Below are 19,723 nucleotides of genomic sequence, written 5' to 3'. Positions count from 1 at the left end.
AAATGGCATACTTTTATGTTTTAAATAAATTGAACCAGCCTTTAAGTTTAAAGATTGCCAGCATGAATAATGCGATAAAAATCATAATTCCAAGTACGATAAAGTAGCTATACTTCCCATGTAGCTCGGGCATATGGTCAAAATTCATTCCATAAACACCTGCAATAAATGTTAGGGGAATAAAGATAGTTGAAACAATTGTTAAGGTCATCATAATGCCATTCATGTGAGTAGAGCTCATCGCCATATAACTATCACGCATATCAGCAGTGAGCTCGCGGTTAGATTCGATCATTTCGGTGAGTTTTAGCAGATGGTCGTAAATATCTCCGAAATAAGCTCGTTCTGATTTATTAAGTGAAAATCGGTATGAGTTAAGGATGCGATATAATAAATCACGCATTGGTAAAATGGTGCGTCTTAAATCGAGCAAATCACTACGGAATTCAAATACAATTTTCATGGCATTAGGGTTACTTTGATAGGTAAGCTCATCTTCAAGTGTATTTAAATGATCCTCAATTTTATAGACAAGTGGGAAATAGTTATCAACAATTTTATCGATTACCTGGTACGTTAAATATACTGTGCCACGTTCCCAATTCTTTGGCTGTTTTTCTAACATCATTTGTACTCGATCTATTTCCGGTGCTACATTTTTGTGGAACGTAACAATAAATTTATTAGAAACAAAAATATTTACTTCCTCAGCTGTTAATTCTTCGTTCATCCTTTGAATAACAAAGAAATGGAAATCATCATAAAAATCGAGCTTTGGCCGCTGTAAACGCATTAAACAATCTTCTATAGCGAGTGGATGGAAATGGAAAAACGAATCTAACAATAGTTCTTCCTCATCGGTCGGACAATTAAAATCGACCCAGTACCATTCAAATTCGTTTTTGTGTATATCTTCAAGCGGAAAGTCCTTTATAAGTTTTTGATCTTTTGTAATTCCAATAGTGCGTATCACAGCATTCACCTCAATTCTTTTAATTCTATCCTAACAGGTGTATTGATCTTCACAAGGAATAATTTTAGACGCTTTCTTTATAACATATCCAACCACCAAATAAAGTAGTGGCAAAGAATCTAGATGGTTTTGTAAAGCCTGCCTGCTGTAATAGTGCTAATATGTCCTCTTCACACATAAATGAAAGAGAACGGATGGATTTCTCCATTTCCGCTACGTCTGATGGTGATAGCTTTGTATGCTGTAGCCAATAAGCGCGCCATAAATCAAATTGTAGCTCGGTTTCTAAAGTACCCGGCTGCCCGTATTTTGAGACGAGCACAAATGGAGCACCAGGCTTTAAATTATTGGCTATTTTTTTTAATGTTGCAAGCTTCTCTTGATCATCTTGTATAAAGTGAAGCACTAGTACACAGCTTGCCGCATCAAATTTTACTGAAGGTAGCTTAGTATCCAGTATAGTTCCTTGATATAAAGAAATATTATTAGGTAGAGACTTTAAACGTTCGCCAGCAATTTGTAGCATCGCTTCTGATGGATCGATGCCAACAAATGACCAATGGGGTCTTTTCTCGGCGAGCTGTAAAATTTCATTACCGCTTCCGGAGCCAACTACTAAAAATTCAGCGTTTTCAGGTAATGCAAATTGATAAAAGGTTTGTGTTAAACGTAGCATTGCATCGTAGCTAGGTAGCGTGCGACGAATACCTTTTTCATATTCATTTGCAAGTGTGTTATTAAATTCCATCGAGTATCACATGCCTTTCAAAAAAATTTTATAAATCCAATTTAAAATTGAAACTATTTAAGGTGTATTTCCGTAAAAAATAGTACATAAAATAAAAAAATTATATGGAAGGGTTGATATAAATGGAAACTAAATGGTCTAAGGTAATCATACACGCAAGTGCATTTTTTGCGCCATGGTTAGTACCTATTATATTTTTCTTAATTAGTTCGGAGGAAGAGGTAAAGAGCATTTCTGTGCAAGCCTTGCTGTTCCAAGTAGTGATGATAGTTTTACTTACAATTTCTGGTATTTTTAGCTTCCTACTCATTGGTATACCGTTCTTAATTGTTTTTGGGATTATGTATTTTATCGCGCCAATTATCGGTATTGTGAAGGCTCTATCTGATGAGTCTTGGCGCTATCCAATTGTTGGTCGCTGGGTATAATTTTTATAGACGCAAGTATATGCTAGTTGCATATGCTTGCGTTTTTTCTTTTGCCAATAAGGGTATCTTATAGCTAAAGCACTCGGCGGATTTTTTTTCTGTGTGCGAAATAATTGCAATTATTTTCAAGCGTTTTGTATAATATACTCAAAGAAAGTCAAAGATAGTCAAAGTCAGTGTAGTAAGCGAGGTGTATTCCTAAAATGCGTAATATATCAGACATCATAGAAGGCTACTTAAAGCAAGTACTTGAATTAGGTGGAGAAGGGCATATTGAAATAAAACGTAGTGAAATTGCAGATAAATTTCAGTGCGTGCCCTCACAAATAAATTATGTAATTAATACAAGATTTACCGCCGAACGAGGTTACCTTGTTGAAAGCAAACGTGGTGGTGGTGGATACATTCGAATTTTACGTGTCCGCGCGAATTCACAAATTGATCTAATCGAGGATGTCCTCAGGCAAATTGAAGGTGGGGCATCGCAAATAATGGCAGAAGATTTAGTTTATCGACTAATTGATGAGCAGGTAATTTCAAGGCGAGAAGCGAACATAATATTAGCAGCAGTTGATCGCTCAACTATTGATTTGCAACTCCCGTTACGGGATCATATTCGAGCAAAAATTTTACGAGCGATGCTAACAACGATTAAATATGAACAGCAAAAATAAAAGAGGTGATGGAAATGATTTGCGAACATTGTAAGCAGCGTAATGCGACGGTTACTGTAACACAAGTTCAAAGTGGTCAAAAGGTGGAGCACCATTATTGTGACGTCTGCGCCTCGCAGTTCCATCCATTTCATGCTGAATTTAAGCAAGAGCCAGTATCTATTCAACAGCTATTATCCAATTGGTTTGGCTCACCTACATGGCAGCAACAAAAAGTGGGTGAAAAGCAGCAAGCACCACCGCAACCGCAAACATGTCCACAATGTGGATTTACGTATAAACGGTTTTTAAAAGAAGGTAAATTTGGATGCCCTAGCTGCTATGATACCTTTAGTGAGCACTTACCGAAGCTCTTTAATCGTATACAGGCTGGACCTCAACATATAGGGAAAATGCCCGGCGCTCGAAGCAATGTTTATGTCATCAAAAAGCAAATTGAGGATATTCGTAAACGTATGAAGATGGCTGTAGATAAAGAACATTTTGAAGAGGCAGCAAAGCTTCGTGATGAAGTGAAGGAACTTGAGAAACAGGTACAATTTGAAGGTGGTGATGTGTCGTGATGATTGAATCGTTTTTAGAGCGTGCTACACCAACATGGATGAGTGTGGAGGACGATTATTCAGATATTGTCATTAGTACACGCATCCGCCTTGCTCGAAATTTAGATGGATATCGTTTTCCGTTATCCTTTACAGAGGATGAAGCATTACATGTAGAACGGGCAGTTACACATGCAATAAAGGACAGTACAGAACTTCAAGAAAATTTTTCATATTTTGCTATTAAGGATTTAACACTTTTACAACGTCAAATACTTGTAGAAAAACATTTAATTAGTCCTCAGCTTGCAAAAAAAGAGCAAGTTGGTTCCATGCTCTTATCGGATGACGAATCAATTAGCATTATGGTGAACGAAGAAGACCATTTACGCATTCAATGTATGACAGCGAGTTTTCAACTTCAAAAGGCATACGAGCAGGCCAATAAAATTGATCGTACCTTAGAGAAAGCTCTGCCTTATGCATTCCGAGATACATTTGGTTATTTAACAAGTTGCCCAACAAATATTGGTACTGGTTTACGAGCATCTGTTATGATGCACCTGCCAGCCCTTACACTTACGGGTCAGATGAATCAAATCATTAATGCAATGACACGATTAGGAATGACGGTAAGAGGAATATATGGGGAAGGTAGCGAAAATATAGGTAATGTTTACCAAGTGTCAAATCAGATTACACTAGGAAAAACAGAGGATGACATTTTAGCGGACATCCAAAGTGTTGCTGAAAAAATAATTCAAAAAGAACGACATGCAAGAGGCAAGTTAATGGAAAAAGCAGAGCTTGCCCTAGAAGATCGTGTGTACCGTGCTTTAGGTACGTTAACATATGCTCGGGTTTTAACGAGTGAGGAAGCTGCTACCTGTCTATCCAATGTTCGTTTAGGAGTAGATTTACAGTTAATTGAAGGTATTAAAGCGACCAAATTAAACGAATGTGTAGTCAGTATGCAACCTGGTTTTTTACAGAATTATGCAGGCGACGTTTTGCCGCCTGCTGAGCGAGATCGCGTACGAGCTGAAATGCTTCGTGAGGCACTATCTCAAGAAAGTATGAGTAAGCCTATTATTCGGGGAAAAGGAGAGGATTCATTTGATGTTTAATCGTTTTACACAACGCGCGCAAAAAGTATTACAGCTTGCACAAGAAGAGGCGATTCGTTGGAAGCACGAATCAATTGGAACAGAGCATATTCTATTAGGGCTTATCCGCGAAGGTGGCGGTATTGCTGCAAAAGCATTAGAAGCCATTGATATTAGCCCTCAAATGATTGAAGCGGGTATTGAAGAGCTTGTAGGGAAGGGGAAAGAGGATGTTGGCCCAATTGTCCACTACACACCTCGAGCTAAAAAAGTAATAGAGCTATCAGTCGATGAATCACGTAAATTAGGCCATTCCTATATTGGAACAGAGCATTTACTATTGGCGCTTATTCGTGAAGGTGAAGGGATAGCGGCTCGTGTATTAAATAACGCTGGTGTCGGATTGAATAAGGCTCGTCAGCAAGTACTATTGTTATTAGGCAATAATGACAATGCTCAATCTGGTCAACAAGCTGCACAGGCTGCCAATACACCTACATTAGATAGCCTTGCGCGTGATTTAACACAAATTGCTCGTGAAGGTACTCTAGATCCGGTTATTGGTCGAAGCAAGGAGATTACACGTGTTATCGAGGTACTCTCTCGCCGTACAAAAAATAACCCTGTATTGATTGGTGAGCCAGGTGTCGGTAAAACAGCTATCGCTGAAGGCTTAGCACAGCAAATTATTAATAATGAAGTGCCAGAAATTCTTCGTGATAAACGTGTCATGACACTTGATATGGGGACGGTTGTTGCTGGAACAAAATATCGCGGTGAATTTGAAGATCGCTTGAAAAAAGTGATGGATGAAATTCGCCAAGCTGGTAATGTCATTTTATTTATCGATGAATTGCACACATTAATCGGGGCTGGTGGTGCAGAAGGTGCCATCGATGCATCAAATATTTTAAAACCATCTTTAGCACGTGGTGAGCTTCAATGTATTGGTGCAACAACACTAGATGAGTATCGCAAATATATTGAGAAAGATGCGGCATTAGAGCGCCGTTTCCAACCAATTCAAGTTGATGAGCCAACTGTAGAAGAGGCGATTCAAATTATTCAAGGCTTACGTGATCGTTATGAAGCACATCACCGTGTGAAAATCACAGATGAAGCTATTGAAGCGGCAGCAAAAATGAGTGACCGATATATTTCGGATCGTTTCTTACCAGATAAGGCGATTGATTTGATTGATGAAGCAGGCTCTAAAGTACGCTTACGTTCATTCGCGGTGCCACCAAACTTAAAAGCGCTTGAAGATAAGCTGGAAAATGTACGCTCTGAAAAGAATGCAGCTGTCTCAGGCCAAGAGTTTGAAAAGGCAGCATCATTAAGAGATACAGAGCAAAAGCTAAAAGATGAAATTGAAACTACGAGAAAAAATTGGAAGGAAGAGCAAGGTAAAGCCGAATCAAAAGTTACAGTGGATGATGTAGCGGCGGTAGTATCTATGTGGACTGGAATTCCAGTATCTAAAATTGCTTCCGAGGAATCTTCTAAGTTATTACAACTTGAAGAAGAGTTACACAAACGTGTTGTAGGTCAAGGAGAAGCGGTAGAGGCAATTTCTCGGGCGATTCGTCGTGCAAGAGCTGGCTTGAAAGATCCGAAACGACCAATTGGTTCATTTATTTTCTTAGGCCCTACAGGGGTTGGTAAAACAGAGCTGGCTAGGGCATTAGCTGAAGTTATGTTTGGTGATGAGGACGCAATGATTCGCGTTGATATGTCTGAGTACATGGAAAAACATTCGACTTCACGTTTAGTTGGTTCACCTCCAGGCTATGTAGGCTTTGATGATGGCGGTCAACTAACTGAAAAGGTTCGTCGTAAACCATATTCTGTAGTATTACTAGATGAAATTGAGAAGGCTCATCCAGATGTTTTCAATATTTTACTTCAAGTACTAGAAGATGGCCGTTTAACAGACTCTAAAGGTCGAGTGGTGGATTTCCGCAACACAGTTGTTATTATGACATCAAACGTTGGTGCGGATGCTTTAAAATATCAGAAAAACCTTGGCTTCAATGTCGGTGGTACGGATACGAAGTATAAAGATATGAAGGGTACGATGCTGGAGGAACTGAAAAAAGCATTCCGCCCAGAATTCTTAAACCGTATCGACGAAATGATCGTCTTCCACTCACTAGAAAAAGAACATTTAAAAGAAATCGTAGCGATGATGGCGAATTCTTTAACAAAACGTCTAAAAGAGCAAGACATTTCGTTAGAGTTAACGGATTCGGCTCTTGAAAAAATTGCAGAGGAAGGCTACGATCCTCAATATGGTGCTCGCCCACTACGTCGTTCATTACAAAAACAAGTAGAAGACCGTTTATCGGAAGAACTGCTGAAAGGTAATGTAGAGAAGGGTGACCAAGTGATCATTGATTATGTGAATGATGAGTTTGTTGTGAAGAAAAAAGAGGAAGTTTCTACTTCTAAATAATTCATATCATACGAACGGATATTACTGCACACTCATGCAGGGTAAACAAGGACAGCGAGGCTATAGTGCCAAGCTGTCCTTTTTTATCTTCATTCACATTCATCTCCCACCTCGGAAGGTGTGAGATGAATATGGATGCGATTCCTTTTTAGAGGGTATCCAAAATCTACTGAAATAGAGTAACTCAGTCTAAGGACGCCGCGTCCTGTGGCAATTTTGTCTGTGCGAAAACGGCTAACTGACCTGCATCGGTATACACGCCACGTCCTGTGGCACTACTGAAATGACCGACATCGTGTCGGCCCTCGTGCAGGACTGAGCACAATTAAAAATCCGGATGCAATTACGCCAAGGCGAAATTGATGTACAATAAACATAAGAACAAATATTCGAGGTGGATGCAATTTGGCAAAGAAAAAAACAAAATTTGTATGCTCAGGCTGTGGTTATGAATCTGCAAAATGGATGGGAAGATGTCCAGGATGTGGGGAATGGAATAAGATGGTTGAAGAGGTGGAAGTCGTTGCAAAAGGGCCACGCGGTGCATTCCAACACTCTGCTACGGTTACCCAAAAGGCACTTCCTATTATGCAAATTGAAGCTGCTGAGGAATCACGCGTTGCAACAGAAATGGGTGAGCTTAACCGAGTATTAGGGGGAGGCATCGTACCAGGTTCTCTTGTGTTGATTGGGGGAGATCCTGGGATTGGGAAGTCGACATTATTATTACAAGTATCTGCGTTGCTTTCAAATAAGGGGCATCGTGTGCTCTATATTTCTGGTGAGGAATCCATCCGTCAAACAAAGCTGCGTGCAGAACGTTTAGGGGTAATCTCACAGGAGCTTTATATATATTCTGAAACAAATTTGGAGCTATTAAATCAGACGATTGATGATGTGAAGCCAAAGTTTGTTATTGTCGATTCTATTCAAACTGTTTTTCATCCAGAGGTAACGAGTGCGCCTGGTAGTGTATCACAAGTACGTGAATGTACTGCAGAACTTATGCGAATAGCAAAAACAAAAGGAATTGCCATATTTTTAGTCGGACATGTAACAAAAGAGGGGCAAATTGCAGGACCACGTATTTTGGAGCATATGGTTGATACGGTATTGTATTTTGAAGGAGAACGACATCATAATCACCGTATTTTACGCAGCCAAAAAAACCGCTTTGGTTCTACGAATGAAATTGCTATCTTTGAAATGCTTCAGGGGGGCTTAAAGGAAGTGTTAAACCCGTCTGAGTTGTTCTTACAGGAGCGTTCGCAGGGGGCGGCAGGGTCAACAATCGTAGCCTCAATGGAAGGTACACGGCCAATTTTAGTTGAAATTCAGTCGCTTGTAACACCAACAAGCTTTAATTATCCGAAACGAATGGCAACAGGTGTCGATCAAAATCGTGTGCAATTACTTATGGCCGTCCTTGAAAAGAGAATGGGCCTCATGCTGCAGGCGCAGGATGCATATATTAAAGTTGCTGGCGGCGTGAAGCTTGATGAGCCTGCCATTGATTTAGCTGTATTGACAAGTATTGTTTCGAGTTTTAAGGATCAAGCTGTTAGGGCAACGGATTGCTTTATTGGAGAAGTAGGTTTGACTGGTGAGGTGCGTCGTGTATCTCGTATTGAACAACGTGTGATTGAGGCAGCAAAGCTCGGGTTTAAACGCGCCTTCATACCAGCTTCAAATATCGGTGGTTGGGATTTTCCTCAAGGTATTGAGATAGTTGGTGTAGAAACGATAAAAGATGCATTGAATGCTTGCTTTAGAGAGCTATAAAATAGTTTGTGCATGTTGGACAATGTTCTGACATGCACTTTTAACTTCTTTTTCGCAATTGAACACCAGGGTGTTGGATTTTTTAATTCATAGATAGAAGGTAGGAAACTCAAAGAGGCGTATTGGCGTCTATGATAATGTCTGTGAAAATGCTTGTTTAATGCAGAGTGGATGCCAAGGGGCATTTCTGATTTTAGTGTGAAAAATTTTTAGTCATTGATTTTCAGTAGACTCGGGATGATCAGAAAATGGATGAAATTACCGATGCTTTGATAGGGTCATAAAAGATTTTCTGCAGTAAACTATGTATAATTATATATTAAAAATGGGAGGTGACAGTTTGTGAAAAAATTTGTTCAAATTGCTTTTTTACTGATTGGAGGAGCATTAGGCCTTGTTTTCTTACCGCCATTATACGAATTGCTTCATTTATCATCTAATCCTTGGCTTGATAACCCTTACGTATCAGTAGCTTTAGGAGCGCTATTGCTATTTACATTATCATTTGCCTTTTCGGATTATTTTGTACGGCTTATTAGCTGGATGGAAGAGGTGCTATTTAAAGTGCCGGTTGGTGACTTATTCTTTGGTACACTCGGCCTTATTATCGGACTAATCGTTGCTTATTTCTTAGGTTTTGCAATCGATAGTATTGATTTACCTATTATTACAAAGGTTTTACCAATTATACTGTCATTTATGCTTGGATATTTAGGGTTCCGTGTTGGCTTTAAAAAGCGAGATGAATTAATCCAGCTATTTACTTTGCGAGGTAACACTACAAAGAAAAAATTAGCCGAAGGTGTAGAGCCTCAAGAAGTACGAGGAAGCTATAAACTGTTAGATACTAGTGTAATTATTGATGGTCGAATTGCAGATATTTCGGAAACAGGCTTTATAGAAGGTACACTAGTTGTACCCCAATTTGTTCTTACTGAGCTCCAGCATATTGCTGATTCTTCGGATACGTTAAAGCGTACAAGAGGTCGCCGCGGCTTAGATATTTTGAAAAAATTACAAGATGAGCGTATGACGAATGTTGAGATTACTGAAGAGGACTTTGAGGATGTTCAAGAGGTTGACTTAAAGCTAGTGCGCCTTGCGAAGAAAAGGGGTTACGATACACAAATTGTGACGAACGACTTTAACCTTAACAAAGTTTGTGAGCTACACCACGTTAAAGTGCTAAACATCAATGATTTAGCAAATGCAGTCAAACCTGTTGTAATTCCAGGTGAGGATATGCAAGTGATGGTCATTAAAGATGGGAAAGAGCATAATCAAGGGGTTGCTTATTTAGATGATGGCACAATGATCGTTGTTGAAGGTGGACGTAGCTATATAGGACAGGCAATTACAGTAACCGTAACAAGTGTTCTTCAAACATCAGCAGGTCGAATGATTTTTGCTAAACCAAAGGATGACTAGGAAGTGGGAAATGTGCAATATGAAGTAGTATTGCCTGCTGCGGGAAGCGGAAAGCGAATGGGTGCAGGGCAAAATAAGTTATTTTTAAATCTTTTAGAAAAACCGATCCTCGTACACACGCTAGAGGTATTTGAACAGGATAGTCAGTGTACAGGTATTTGGCTTGCGGTAAAGCCTGAAGAGCGTGTATTTATTCAGGACATGCTAGAGAGGTATGGAATTACTAAAGTTAAAGGTTTACCTGATGGTGGTGCAGAGCGGCAGCATTCCGTCCATTCTTGCATGAAAGAAATGAAGCAGGTTGATATTGTGCTTGTGCATGATGCTGCGCGTCCATTTATTACTCACGACATTATAGCGAATCTTGTGCGAAGTGCGCATGACTTTGGCGCTGCGATTGCGGGTGTTCGTGCGAAGGATACGATGAAAAAAGTACGTGATGGTGTAATTGAAGAGACAATTGATCGAGAAAGCTTATGGATGATTCAAACTCCTCAAGCATTTCAATTTGATTTGATTGTAGAGGCAGAGGATGTCGCTGAGAAGGTGGGCTTCCTTGGTACCGATGAAGCAATGCTTGTTGAACGTCTTGGACATGAGGTGCATATTGTAGAAAGTAGCTACGAAAATGTAAAGATGACGACACAAGAGGATTTAGTTTTTGGTGAAGCGATTTTGCGTAAACGTGCTTTGAAAACATTATGAAAGCATACAAAAATCTCATTAGCAGTGGATGCTGATGAGATTTTATTTTTTAATTGAACTTTAGTCTAGAGTAAGGTTTACTGTTAACTCAATTTCCTAGGAAATATGTTAAAATATGAGGGTATAATATAGAGTAAATATAAAAGTGAAGGAAGGTGAATGAGACTGCCTTATAAGCTGAATAGAAGCTTTTTAAGTCTGCATATTTCTTGAAGTAAATGAGCTTCGATTGGTGGATTTTTTATTTATCTTATTAGACAGTTTCAAAATCATATGTTTCGAGTGGGACAAGGTTTTGACGTGCATGCATTTGAAGAAGGGCGTCCATTAATTATTGGTGGTATAACAATTCCTCATGAAAAAGGGTTAGTAGGGCATTCGGATGCAGATGTTTTATTACACACTGTAACAGATGCAGCGTTAGGGGCTATTGGTGAGGGCGATATCGGTCGTCATTTCCCAGACACCGATCCTGCGTTCAAAGATGCTGATTCAGCGAAATTATTAGAGCATATTTGGAAGATTGTTGAGGATAAAGGCTATGTTTTAGGTAATGTGGATTGTACGATTATGGCACAGCGTCCGAAAATGGCACCGTATATTGGACAAATGCAAAATCGTATTGCTGAATTGCTTCATGCAGAGCCTTCTCAAGTGAATGTTAAAGCAACAACAACTGAGCGTTTAGGTTTTACAGGTCGCGAGGAAGGGATTGCAGCGATGGCGACAATCCTACTGATGAAGAAATAAAAGCGGGTTCACAGTGCTTTTATTTCCTGTAACAGAGTGGTAAAATGAACAAAGTCAATTTTTTGAACGAAAATTTAGGAGGCTTTTAATTATGGCGAAAGAAGTTCGTGTTCGATACGCGCCATCCCCTACTGGTTTCTTACATATCGGTGGAGCGCGTACAGCGTTATTTAACTATTTATATGCAAAACATCATAACGGTAAATTCATCGTACGTATTGAGGATACAGATGTTGAGCGTAATGTAGAGGGCGGAGAAGCATCTCAGCTAGATAACTTAAAATGGTTAGGTATGGAATATGATGAGTCAATCGATATTGGTGGACCGTATGCACCTTATCGTCAAATGGAGCGTCTTGATATTTATAAAGAGCACGCTGAAAAGCTACTAGAGCAAGGTTTAGCTTACAAATGCTTCTGTTCTTCAGAGAAATTAGAAGCGTCTCGTGAAGAACAAAAAGCACGAGGTGTAGCAGCTCCGACTTATGATGGAACTTGCCGTCATTTATCAGCAGAGGAAGTTGCAGCTAAAGAAGCTGCTGGTGAACAATATACAATTCGTATGCGCGTACCTGAAAATGTAACATATGAATTTGAAGATTTAGTACGTGGACAAGTAACATTTGAGTCAAAAGATATTGGTGACTGGGTACTTGTTAAAGCAAACGGAATCCCAACGTATAACTATGCGGTAGTGCTAGATGATCACTTTATGGAAATTTCACACGTATTCCGTGGTGAAGAGCATTTATCGAATACACCAAAACAAATGATGATTTTTGATGCATTCGGCTGGGAATATCCAAGCTATGGTCATATGACATTAATTATTAATGAAAACCGTAAAAAATTATCAAAACGTGATGAATCAATTATTCAATTCGTAACACAATATAAAGATTTAGGTTACCTACCTGAAGCAATGTTTAACTTCTTCGCATTACTTGGCTGGTCTCCTGAAGGGGAAGAAGAGATTTTCTCAAAAGAAGAATTTATTAAAATCTTTGATGAAAAACGTCTTTCAAAATCACCATCTATGTTCGATAAACAAAAGCTTACTTGGATGAATAACCAATACATTAAAAAATTATCTTTAGAAGAAGTAGTGGCTTTATCTTTACCACACTTACAAAAAGCTGGTTTATTACCAGAAGAATTAACAGAAGAAGAACGTGCATGGGCTACAGATTTAATCGCACTTTATCATGATCAAATGAGCTTTGGTGCTGAAATTGTAGAACTATCTCGCCTATTCTTTAATGATCATATTGAATATGATGAAGAAGCAAAAGCAGTTTTAGAAGGTGAACAGGTACCTGAGGTAATGACTGCATTTAAAGCACAGCTTGAAAGTTTAGAGGAATTTACGCCTGATACTGTTAAAGCGGCTATTAAAGCTGTTCAAAAAGAAACTGGACACAAAGGTAAAAATCTATTTATGCCAATTCGCGTCGTAACGACGGGTGAAACGCATGGTCCAGAACTTCCGAACGCAATTTGCTTAATTGGCAAACAGAAAACAATTGATCGTGTAGAAAAATTTGCGCAATAAGTAGAAATTGATTGACAATTTATTAGTTCGTTGTAAAATGTATTTACATTGAAAAAGCGTTGATAAGGAGAAGTAAGTGGCGCATGCTCTAAAGAGAGGACCATCACCGGCTGAAAGTGGTCTGAGCCTAGGCAAAACTGAAATGCACCTTTGAGCATGAAGCTGAAAAAAAGTAGGCTTTATCGATTCGTTCCCGTTACAGAACGTCCAGAGTGGAAGGCATTCGCCTTCAATCAGAGTGGAACCGCGCAAATTTAGCGTCTCTGTCATTCCTTTTTTGGGATGATAGGGGCGCTTTTTTATTTTCTAGACGACATAGACTTAAAGTGGGGGATGTGCCAAAACTCACTCGGCTAACTCTGGGGTGAAATCAACGTCAGTTATAGTATTTCAAAGGATCAAGGCAGATCAAAATGAAAAGGGGGAGCTTTTGTGTTTAAAAGAATGAAGGAAGATGTAGAAACAATTTTTGAGAATGACCCAGCAGCGCGTAGTGTATTCGAAGTGATATTAACATACTCGGGCCTGCACGCTACTTGGGCACATCGAGTTGCCCATTGGTTCTTTAAAAAGCGTTTTTATTTTATAGCCCGTACCATTTCACAAATTAGTCGCTTCTTTACTGGAATTGAAATTCACCCTGGAGCGAAAATCGGTCGACGTTTCTTTATTGACCATGGGATGGGTGTTGTCATTGGTGAAACATGTGAGATTGGTGATAATGTAACGTTGTATCAAGGTGTAACTTTGGGTGGTACAGGAAAAGAAAAGGGGAAACGCCATCCGACATTAGAGGATAATGTACTAGTTGCAACAGGTGCAAAAGTGTTAGGTTCTATTACAATTGGTGAAAATAGTAAAATTGGTGCAGGCTCAGTTGTCTTAAAAGAAGTGCCGCCAAATGCTACGGTTGTCGGTATTCCTGGTAAAATAGTGATTAAGGATGGAGTCCGTCTAGAGAAAAAACTAGATCATCAAAATATTCCTGACCCTGTAGAAGAACGTTGTCAAGCTTTCGAGAAGCAGATTGCAGCAATGAATCAGGAAATCGAACGCTTACAAAAGGAGAGAGAAATACAATGAGTATTCAAATTTTCAACTCATTAACACGACAAAAGGAAACTTTCGTACCGCTGGAGGAAGGCAAAGTAAAAATGTACGTTTGCGGTCCGACAGTATATAACTACATTCACATTGGGAATTCACGTCCTGTTATTGTTTACGATACAGTGCGTCGCTATTTCCAATACAAAGGTTACGATGTGAAATTTGTTTCAAATTTCACAGATGTTGACGACAAAATTATTAAGGCTGCTAATGAACTTGGAGAAGAGGTTCATGAATTAACGGAACGCTTTATTGCTGCATACTTTGAAGATATTACGGCGTTAGGCTGCAAGAAAGCAGATGTACATCCACGCGTAACAGAGCATATGGATGATATCATTCAATTCATTCAAGTATTAATCGATAAAGGCTACGCTTATGAGTCAGCTGGTGATGTTTATTACCGCACTCGTAAATTTAATGGTTACGGTAAATTATCTCACCAAGCGGTGGATGATTTAAAAATCGGTGCTCGTATAGAAGCGGGTGAGAAAAAAGATGATGCGTTAGATTTCGCTCTATGGAAAGCTGCGAAGCCAGGCGAAATTTACTGGGAAAGTCCGTGGGGCAAAGGACGTCCGGGTTGGCATATTGAATGCTCAGTAATGGCGCGTGAGCATTTAGGAGATACTATGGATATTCATGCTGGTGGGCAAGATTTAACATTCCCGCATCATGAAAATGAAATTGCACAATCTGAAGCTCATAATGATAAAACATTTGCGCGTTATTGGATGCACAATGGGTATATTAATATAGATAATGAAAAGATGTCCAAATCTCTTGGCAATTTTATACTCGTAAATGATATTCGTAAACAAATTAACCCGCAAATTTTACGATTCTTTATGCTTTCGGTGCATTATCGTCATCCGATTAACTTTGCGAAGGATTTAGTAGATGCAGCTGCAAATGGTTTAGAACGAATTCTTACTGCCTACAACAATGTCAAACACCGTTTAACAGCAACAGCAAGCTTAGGTGATTGCTCAGAAGAATGGCTTGAAAAAATTGCTGAACAAAAAGCTCATTTTGAAGAAGCGATGGATGATGATTTTAATACAGCCAATGCCATTTCTGTATTATTTGAATTAGCGCGAATCGCAAATATTTATTTAAACGAAACGAATACTGATGAAAAAGTATTATTGCGTTTTACTGAAACTTTTGAGGTGTTAGGTGACGTCTTAGGTATTGAATTTGCAAAAGAAGAAGAGTTGTTAGACGAAGAAATTGATGCTCTTTTACAGGAGCGTATAGAAGCTCGTAAAAATCGTGATTTTGCCCGTTCAGATGAAATTCGTGACCATTTGCAAGCACAAGGTATCATTTTAGAAGATACGCGACAAGGAACTAGATGGAAACGAGGGTAAGTAATTTGGGTAAACTCCGCAACGAAGATGTTAAGCAATTGAATGCATTAGCGTTAGCCTATATGGGGGACGCAGTTTTAGAACAAAAGGTACGAGAGCATCTGCTACGTGCCGGTCGCGTCAAACCTAACACACTTCATAGGGAAGCGACACATTACGTATCAGCGAAAGCACAATCTACGATTGTACATCGAATGATGGATGAAGGCTTTTTAACAGAGGAGGAGTTGGCTGTATTCCGTCGTGGACGCAATGCCAAATCCGGCTCTGTGCCGAAAAATACAGATGTTCAAACATACCGTAATAGCTCCGGTTTTGAGGCGGTGCTTGGTAGTTTATTTTTATTAAATGAATTAGAACGCGTTTATGCAATCATTGCATACGCTATTCAAATAATCGAGGAATCGAAAGGAGTGTCAAATTAATGGCAGACCAAAATGGAGAAATGATTGCCGGTAAAAACCCAGTGTTAGAAGCGCTTCGTTCAGGCCGCGATATGAATAAAGTATGGATTGCAGAAGGTGTGAAAAAATCAGGGGTTAACGAACTTCTAGATTTGGCACGTGAACGTGGTGTCATTGTTCAATTTGTCCCGAAGAAAAAGGTTGATCAATTATCAGATGCCAATCACCAAGGAATTGTTGCCTCAGTTGCGGCATATCAATATGCAGAGCTAGAGGATTTATTTGCGGCTTCGGCAAAAAAACAAGAAGACCCATTTTTCTTAATTTTAGATGAGCTAGAGGATCCGCATAATCTAGGCTCTATTATGCGAACTGCTGATGCGATAGGCGCGCATGGTATTATTATTCCGAAACGTCGTTCTGTGAGTTTGACAGCCGTAGTGGCAAAGGCATCAACTGGAGCAATTGAGCATGTACCTGTCGTGCGTGTTAATAATTTAGCGCAAACGGTAGATGAGCTAAAAGAACGAGGAGTATGGATTGCAGGTACAGATGCCAAGGGTTCTGCAGACTATCGTAAAATGGATGCAACATTGCCGCTTGCGATTATTATTGGTAGTGAAGGCAAAGGAATGGGCCGCTTATTAAAAGAGAAATGTGACTTTTTATATCATTTACCGATGATTGGACATGTCACATCACTAAATGCATCGGTAGCTGCTGCACTTTTAATGTACGAAGTGTATCGTAAACGTCAAGAAGCGAATGATTGACAATGAAAACTATTTTGCTTGTTGACGGCTATAATATGATAGGAGCTTGGAAAGAGCTACGACCATTACGTGATACAAATTTTGAAGATGCCCGTAAGAGATTGGTTGAGCTTATGGCTGAGTATAAGGCAGCTATGGGGTGGCGCGTAATTATAGTTTTTGACGCACATCTTGTACCGGGTGTGGAGCAAACTTATTTAGAAAACGATGTCGAAATCATATATACACGGAAAAATGAAACAGCAGATGAACGTATTGAAAAAATGACACACGAACTAAAAGCTAGAAATGTACAGATTCACGTAGCAACCTCTGATATGGCAGAGCAAAACGTTATTTTTGGTAACGGTGCTCTGCGAAAATCGGCAAGAGAGCTAGAAATTGATATGGGTATTATCCAACATAAAATTTCTCATGAGGTGAAACAAAAACATGATAGCAAACCGCCATCCCGCATGGAGCTTAAGCCGGATGTTGCTTTGGCCTTTGAAAAATGGCGGCGTGGTTTGAAATGATTGATTGACTCATATTTTCCAATTCCGTTATACTGTTTCTAATTATCTGTTGTGGCTGAGGTGATACCATGTTTAAAAATAGTATTGTACAAGTGACACAAGATTTTGAACGATTCAATGATGAAGAACTTATTGAAATGGTGCATCAAGGTAATACAGATGCGTTGGATTATTTAATTACGAAATACCGTTTGTTAGTAAGAGCAAAGGCTAGATCTTATTTTTTAATTGGTGCAGATAAGGAAGACATTGTGCAAGAGGGCATGATTGGTTTATATAAAGCCATTCGCGATTTTAAGGGAGATAAGCTTGCTTCTTTTCGAGCTTTTGCTGAGCTATGTATTACAAGGCAGATTATTACGGCTATTAAAACAGCTACGAGACAAAAGCATATTCCACTTAACTCATATGTTTCTCTGGACAAGCCTATTTTTGACGAAGAGTCAGATCGTACTTTAATGGATGTATTAACGGGTGCTATTATGGATGATCCGGAAGAGTTAATGATTCATAGAGAAGAGTTTGGCTACTTAGAAGAGAAGATGGGTGAGATTTTAAGTGAACTAGAACTACAAGTGTTAGCTCTTTACTTAGATGGTCAGTCTTATCATGAAATTTCTGCGAAACTAAATCGTCATGTGAAGTCTATTGACAATGCTTTACAACGAGTAAAGCGTAAATTAGAGCGACATTTAGTTCTCGAAGAAATGTCTTAGCAGTTGTATGCCTTTGTTGACATTGACAAATATAGGTGTTAGTCTTGAAAAGACAAAGTGCCGAAAAGGTGATTATATGGCAAAAAAAGTCGTTCTAAATTGCGAAAAATGCGGATCGAGAAATTATACGTTTCCAGCTAAGGAAGATTCAATTGTACGCCTCGAATTAAAGAAATTTTGCTCGCATTGCAATGAACATACAGTGCATAAACAAACGCTATAAAATAATTTGTAAATAGACAGATATGATTGATTCGGAGGTTAGGCTAGAATGGGCAAGATTAAAGGCTTTTTCAGCAATGTAATGTCGGAAATGCGCAAAACAAGCTGGCCAAAAAGTAAAGAACTGACGAAATATACAGTCGTTGTAATTTCAACTGTTGTAATTATGGCTTTATTTTTTGTGTTAGTAGACTTAGGTATTTCATCATTATTCCGCTGGTACTTAGAGTTATAATTTAGTAAATAGCATGTTAATACTTCTGAAATAGCCCGTCATTACAATAAACGGGTTTTTTCGTTTGTTTCGTTTGTTGTATGAAGTGATCAGCAGTAAAATATTCTTAATATGATAAGTATGCTACTCGGGATAGTATGAGGGTAGTGATAGATGACTATGCTAGATTTGGTATATATCATCAGGCTTTCGCTAGCTATTAGCGAAAGCTATGTTTTTCTAATAGCAGTTTGTGAAAAGAGTAAAGAATGCACTTAGCATATCCAATTCTTTTCACTTTTATCATCATTCAGTAGAAGATTCCTGCTTCTAAAAGTGGTAGGTTGAATGCAAATGCAGTTCCTTTTTGGTAGGTGTCCAAACACCGATTGAATGAAGATAAAGCCGCTGGCATATGTCACGGATTTTGAAAGGGACTAATTGTGCGAACACAATACAAAATCCAGACACAATTACGCCAAGGTGTAATTGATTTAGTAAGGGAGGGACGGACGAGGAGTCCTAGTAGTTATGGAGAAAAATTGGTATGTTGTTCATACGTATTCAGGGTATGAAAACCGTGTAAAAGCAAACCTAGAGAAACGTGTAGAAACGATGGGTATGCAAGATAAGATTTTCCGTGTTATTGTGCCTGAACACGAAGAAACGGAATTGAAGGATGGGAAAAAGCGTACAATGATGCGTAAAGTTTTCCCTGGTTATGTTTTAGTAGAGCTTATTATGACAGATGATTCATGGTATGTTGTGCGTAATACGCCAGGCGTAACTGGCTTTATCGGTTCATCTGGCGGTGGTGCGAAGCCAACACCGTTATTACCTGAAGAAGCGGACCGTCTACTACAACAAATGGGCATGACTGACAAAGTTGTCGAGATTGATATTTCTGTTGGAGAAGCGGTAGAAGTATTAGAAGGGCCTTTCGCACACTTCCAAGGACGTGTTGAAGAAATTGATACTGAAAAAGGAAAAGTGAAGGTTTCTGTAGACATGTTTGGTCGCGAAACAATTATGGAACTTGATTTTGAGCAAATACAAAAAATGTAGTTTTAGCAACTAAAGTGCCATATGTCTGATGAGTATGTCACAGAATTTGTTATTTACTACTTGCTTAAAAAAAATAAAAGTGGTATCATTTCAAAGGTCAGACTGTCATACTTTGCTTTGACGTCTGTAATGATAATTTTAATGTTATCGGCACTTAGCTGACAGACAGATATTGAGTGGGAGGGGCAACC

At 39.0% G+C, this 19,723-nt stretch carries 21 protein-coding genes and 1 other annotated feature; of the genes, 19 read left to right on the top strand and 2 right to left on the bottom strand.

Features of this window, described 5'->3' with window-relative positions; all coding sequences use genetic code 11:
• Positions 1-13: 13 nt before the first annotated feature.
• Together corA and ACVYAD_RS12200 are read right to left on the bottom strand one after the other, a co-directional pair.
• Positions 14-973 carry a magnesium/cobalt transporter CorA gene (gene corA, locus ACVYAD_RS12205; RefSeq protein ID WP_476426609.1) on the bottom strand — a complete coding sequence of 320 codons (960 nt, stop codon included), beginning with the start codon at positions 971-973 and terminating at the stop codon, positions 14-16.
• A gap of 64 nt (positions 974-1,037) precedes the next feature.
• A complete protein-coding gene (locus ACVYAD_RS12200; protein WP_349660244.1) occupies positions 1,038-1,721 on the bottom strand; it encodes a class I SAM-dependent methyltransferase in 684 nt (227 codons plus the stop codon).
• Between the two features lie 122 nt (positions 1,722-1,843).
• On the opposite strand from ACVYAD_RS12200, the gene ACVYAD_RS12195 reads away from it, so the two are divergent.
• The 19 genes from ACVYAD_RS12195 to nusG all read left to right on the top strand — a co-directional run bounded on the left by ACVYAD_RS12195 (position 1,844) and on the right by nusG (position 19,532).
• The gene (locus tag ACVYAD_RS12195) at positions 1,844-2,149 is read left to right on the top strand and encodes a DUF4870 domain-containing protein (RefSeq protein ID WP_197142567.1); all 306 of its coding nucleotides are present in this window, start codon (positions 1,844-1,846) and stop codon (positions 2,147-2,149) included.
• Positions 2,150-2,352: 203 nt separating this feature from the next.
• A complete protein-coding gene (locus ACVYAD_RS12190) occupies positions 2,353-2,823 on the top strand; it encodes a CtsR family transcriptional regulator (RefSeq protein ID WP_476426608.1) in 471 nt (156 codons plus the stop codon).
• 14 nt (positions 2,824-2,837) lie between these two features.
• On the top strand, positions 2,838-3,386 hold the full coding sequence (locus tag ACVYAD_RS12185) for a UvrB/UvrC motif-containing protein (RefSeq protein WP_349660246.1): 549 nt from the start codon (positions 2,838-2,840) through the stop codon (positions 3,384-3,386).
• Positions 3,383-4,492 (top strand): protein arginine kinase, encoded by a 1,110-nt coding sequence (locus ACVYAD_RS12180; RefSeq protein ID WP_476426607.1) that lies wholly within the window; start codon positions 3,383-3,385, stop codon positions 4,490-4,492. Before ACVYAD_RS12185 ends, ACVYAD_RS12180 begins: the two co-directional genes overlap by 4 nt.
• The gene (locus tag ACVYAD_RS12175; RefSeq protein ID WP_349660248.1) at positions 4,482-6,926 is read left to right on the top strand and encodes an ATP-dependent Clp protease ATP-binding subunit; all 2,445 of its coding nucleotides are present in this window, start codon (positions 4,482-4,484) and stop codon (positions 6,924-6,926) included. Before ACVYAD_RS12180 ends, ACVYAD_RS12175 begins: the two co-directional genes overlap by 11 nt.
• Before the next feature lie 405 nt (positions 6,927-7,331).
• On the top strand, positions 7,332-8,708 hold the full coding sequence (radA, locus tag ACVYAD_RS12170; protein WP_349660249.1) for a DNA repair protein RadA: 1,377 nt from the start codon (positions 7,332-7,334) through the stop codon (positions 8,706-8,708).
• A gap of 342 nt (positions 8,709-9,050) precedes the next feature.
• Positions 9,051-10,136 carry a PIN/TRAM domain-containing protein gene (locus ACVYAD_RS12165; RefSeq protein ID WP_079562391.1) on the top strand — a complete coding sequence of 362 codons (1,086 nt, stop codon included), beginning with the start codon at positions 9,051-9,053 and terminating at the stop codon, positions 10,134-10,136.
• A 12-nt stretch (positions 10,137-10,148) separates the two neighbouring features.
• A complete protein-coding gene (ispD, locus tag ACVYAD_RS12160; protein WP_079562453.1) occupies positions 10,149-10,841 on the top strand; it encodes a 2-C-methyl-D-erythritol 4-phosphate cytidylyltransferase in 693 nt (230 codons plus the stop codon).
• 273 nt (positions 10,842-11,114) lie between these two features.
• On the top strand, positions 11,115-11,591 hold the full coding sequence (gene ispF / locus ACVYAD_RS12155; protein ID WP_349660250.1) for a 2-C-methyl-D-erythritol 2,4-cyclodiphosphate synthase: 477 nt from the start codon (positions 11,115-11,117) through the stop codon (positions 11,589-11,591).
• A 91-nt stretch (positions 11,592-11,682) separates the two neighbouring features.
• Positions 11,683-13,143 (top strand): glutamate--tRNA ligase, encoded by a 1,461-nt coding sequence (gene gltX, locus ACVYAD_RS12150; protein WP_476426606.1) that lies wholly within the window; start codon positions 11,683-11,685, stop codon positions 13,141-13,143.
• A 50-nt stretch (positions 13,144-13,193) separates the two neighbouring features.
• Positions 13,194-13,411: a binding site (T-box leader), on the top strand.
• Positions 13,412-13,575: 164 nt separating this feature from the next.
• Positions 13,576-14,226 (top strand): serine O-acetyltransferase EpsC, encoded by a 651-nt coding sequence (gene epsC / locus ACVYAD_RS12145; RefSeq protein WP_079562388.1) that lies wholly within the window; start codon positions 13,576-13,578, stop codon positions 14,224-14,226.
• Positions 14,223-15,623: a cysteine--tRNA ligase gene (gene cysS / locus ACVYAD_RS12140; RefSeq protein ID WP_349660252.1), complete on the top strand. Its 1,401-nt coding sequence runs from the start codon at positions 14,223-14,225 to the stop codon at positions 15,621-15,623. The genes epsC and cysS overlap by 4 nt, the downstream gene beginning before the upstream one ends.
• 5 nt (positions 15,624-15,628) lie before the next feature.
• Positions 15,629-16,048 (top strand): Mini-ribonuclease 3, encoded by a 420-nt coding sequence (locus tag ACVYAD_RS12135; protein ID WP_349660253.1) that lies wholly within the window; start codon positions 15,629-15,631, stop codon positions 16,046-16,048.
• Positions 16,048-16,800, top strand: a complete 753-nt coding sequence (rlmB, locus tag ACVYAD_RS12130; protein ID WP_476426605.1) for a 23S rRNA (guanosine(2251)-2'-O)-methyltransferase RlmB — start codon at positions 16,048-16,050, stop codon at positions 16,798-16,800. The genes ACVYAD_RS12135 and rlmB overlap by 1 nt, the downstream gene beginning before the upstream one ends.
• Positions 16,801-16,802: 2 nt before the next feature.
• Positions 16,803-17,315: an NYN domain-containing protein gene (locus ACVYAD_RS12125; RefSeq protein WP_349660255.1), complete on the top strand. Its 513-nt coding sequence runs from the start codon at positions 16,803-16,805 to the stop codon at positions 17,313-17,315.
• A 68-nt stretch (positions 17,316-17,383) separates the two neighbouring features.
• Positions 17,384-18,031, top strand: coding sequence for an RNA polymerase sporulation sigma factor SigH (sigH, locus tag ACVYAD_RS12120; protein ID WP_079562384.1), 648 nt, complete (start codon positions 17,384-17,386; stop codon positions 18,029-18,031).
• Positions 18,032-18,038: 7 nt separating this feature from the next.
• Complete coding sequence (gene rpmG, locus ACVYAD_RS12115; protein ID WP_476426604.1) at positions 18,039-18,254, top strand: 50S ribosomal protein L33; 216 nt, start codon at positions 18,039-18,041, stop codon at positions 18,252-18,254.
• 48 nt (positions 18,255-18,302) lie between these two features.
• Positions 18,303-18,488 (top strand): preprotein translocase subunit SecE, encoded by a 186-nt coding sequence (gene secE, locus ACVYAD_RS12110; RefSeq protein WP_053596042.1) that lies wholly within the window; start codon positions 18,303-18,305, stop codon positions 18,486-18,488.
• A gap of 510 nt (positions 18,489-18,998) precedes the next feature.
• On the top strand, positions 18,999-19,532 hold the full coding sequence (nusG, locus tag ACVYAD_RS12105; RefSeq protein WP_079562382.1) for a transcription termination/antitermination protein NusG: 534 nt from the start codon (positions 18,999-19,001) through the stop codon (positions 19,530-19,532).
• Positions 19,533-19,723 lie beyond the last annotated feature (191 nt).

The sequence above is a fragment of the Lysinibacillus sp. G1-3 genome (genome assembly GCF_056322905.1).
This window is presented reverse-complemented; position numbering and strand designations above follow the sequence as displayed.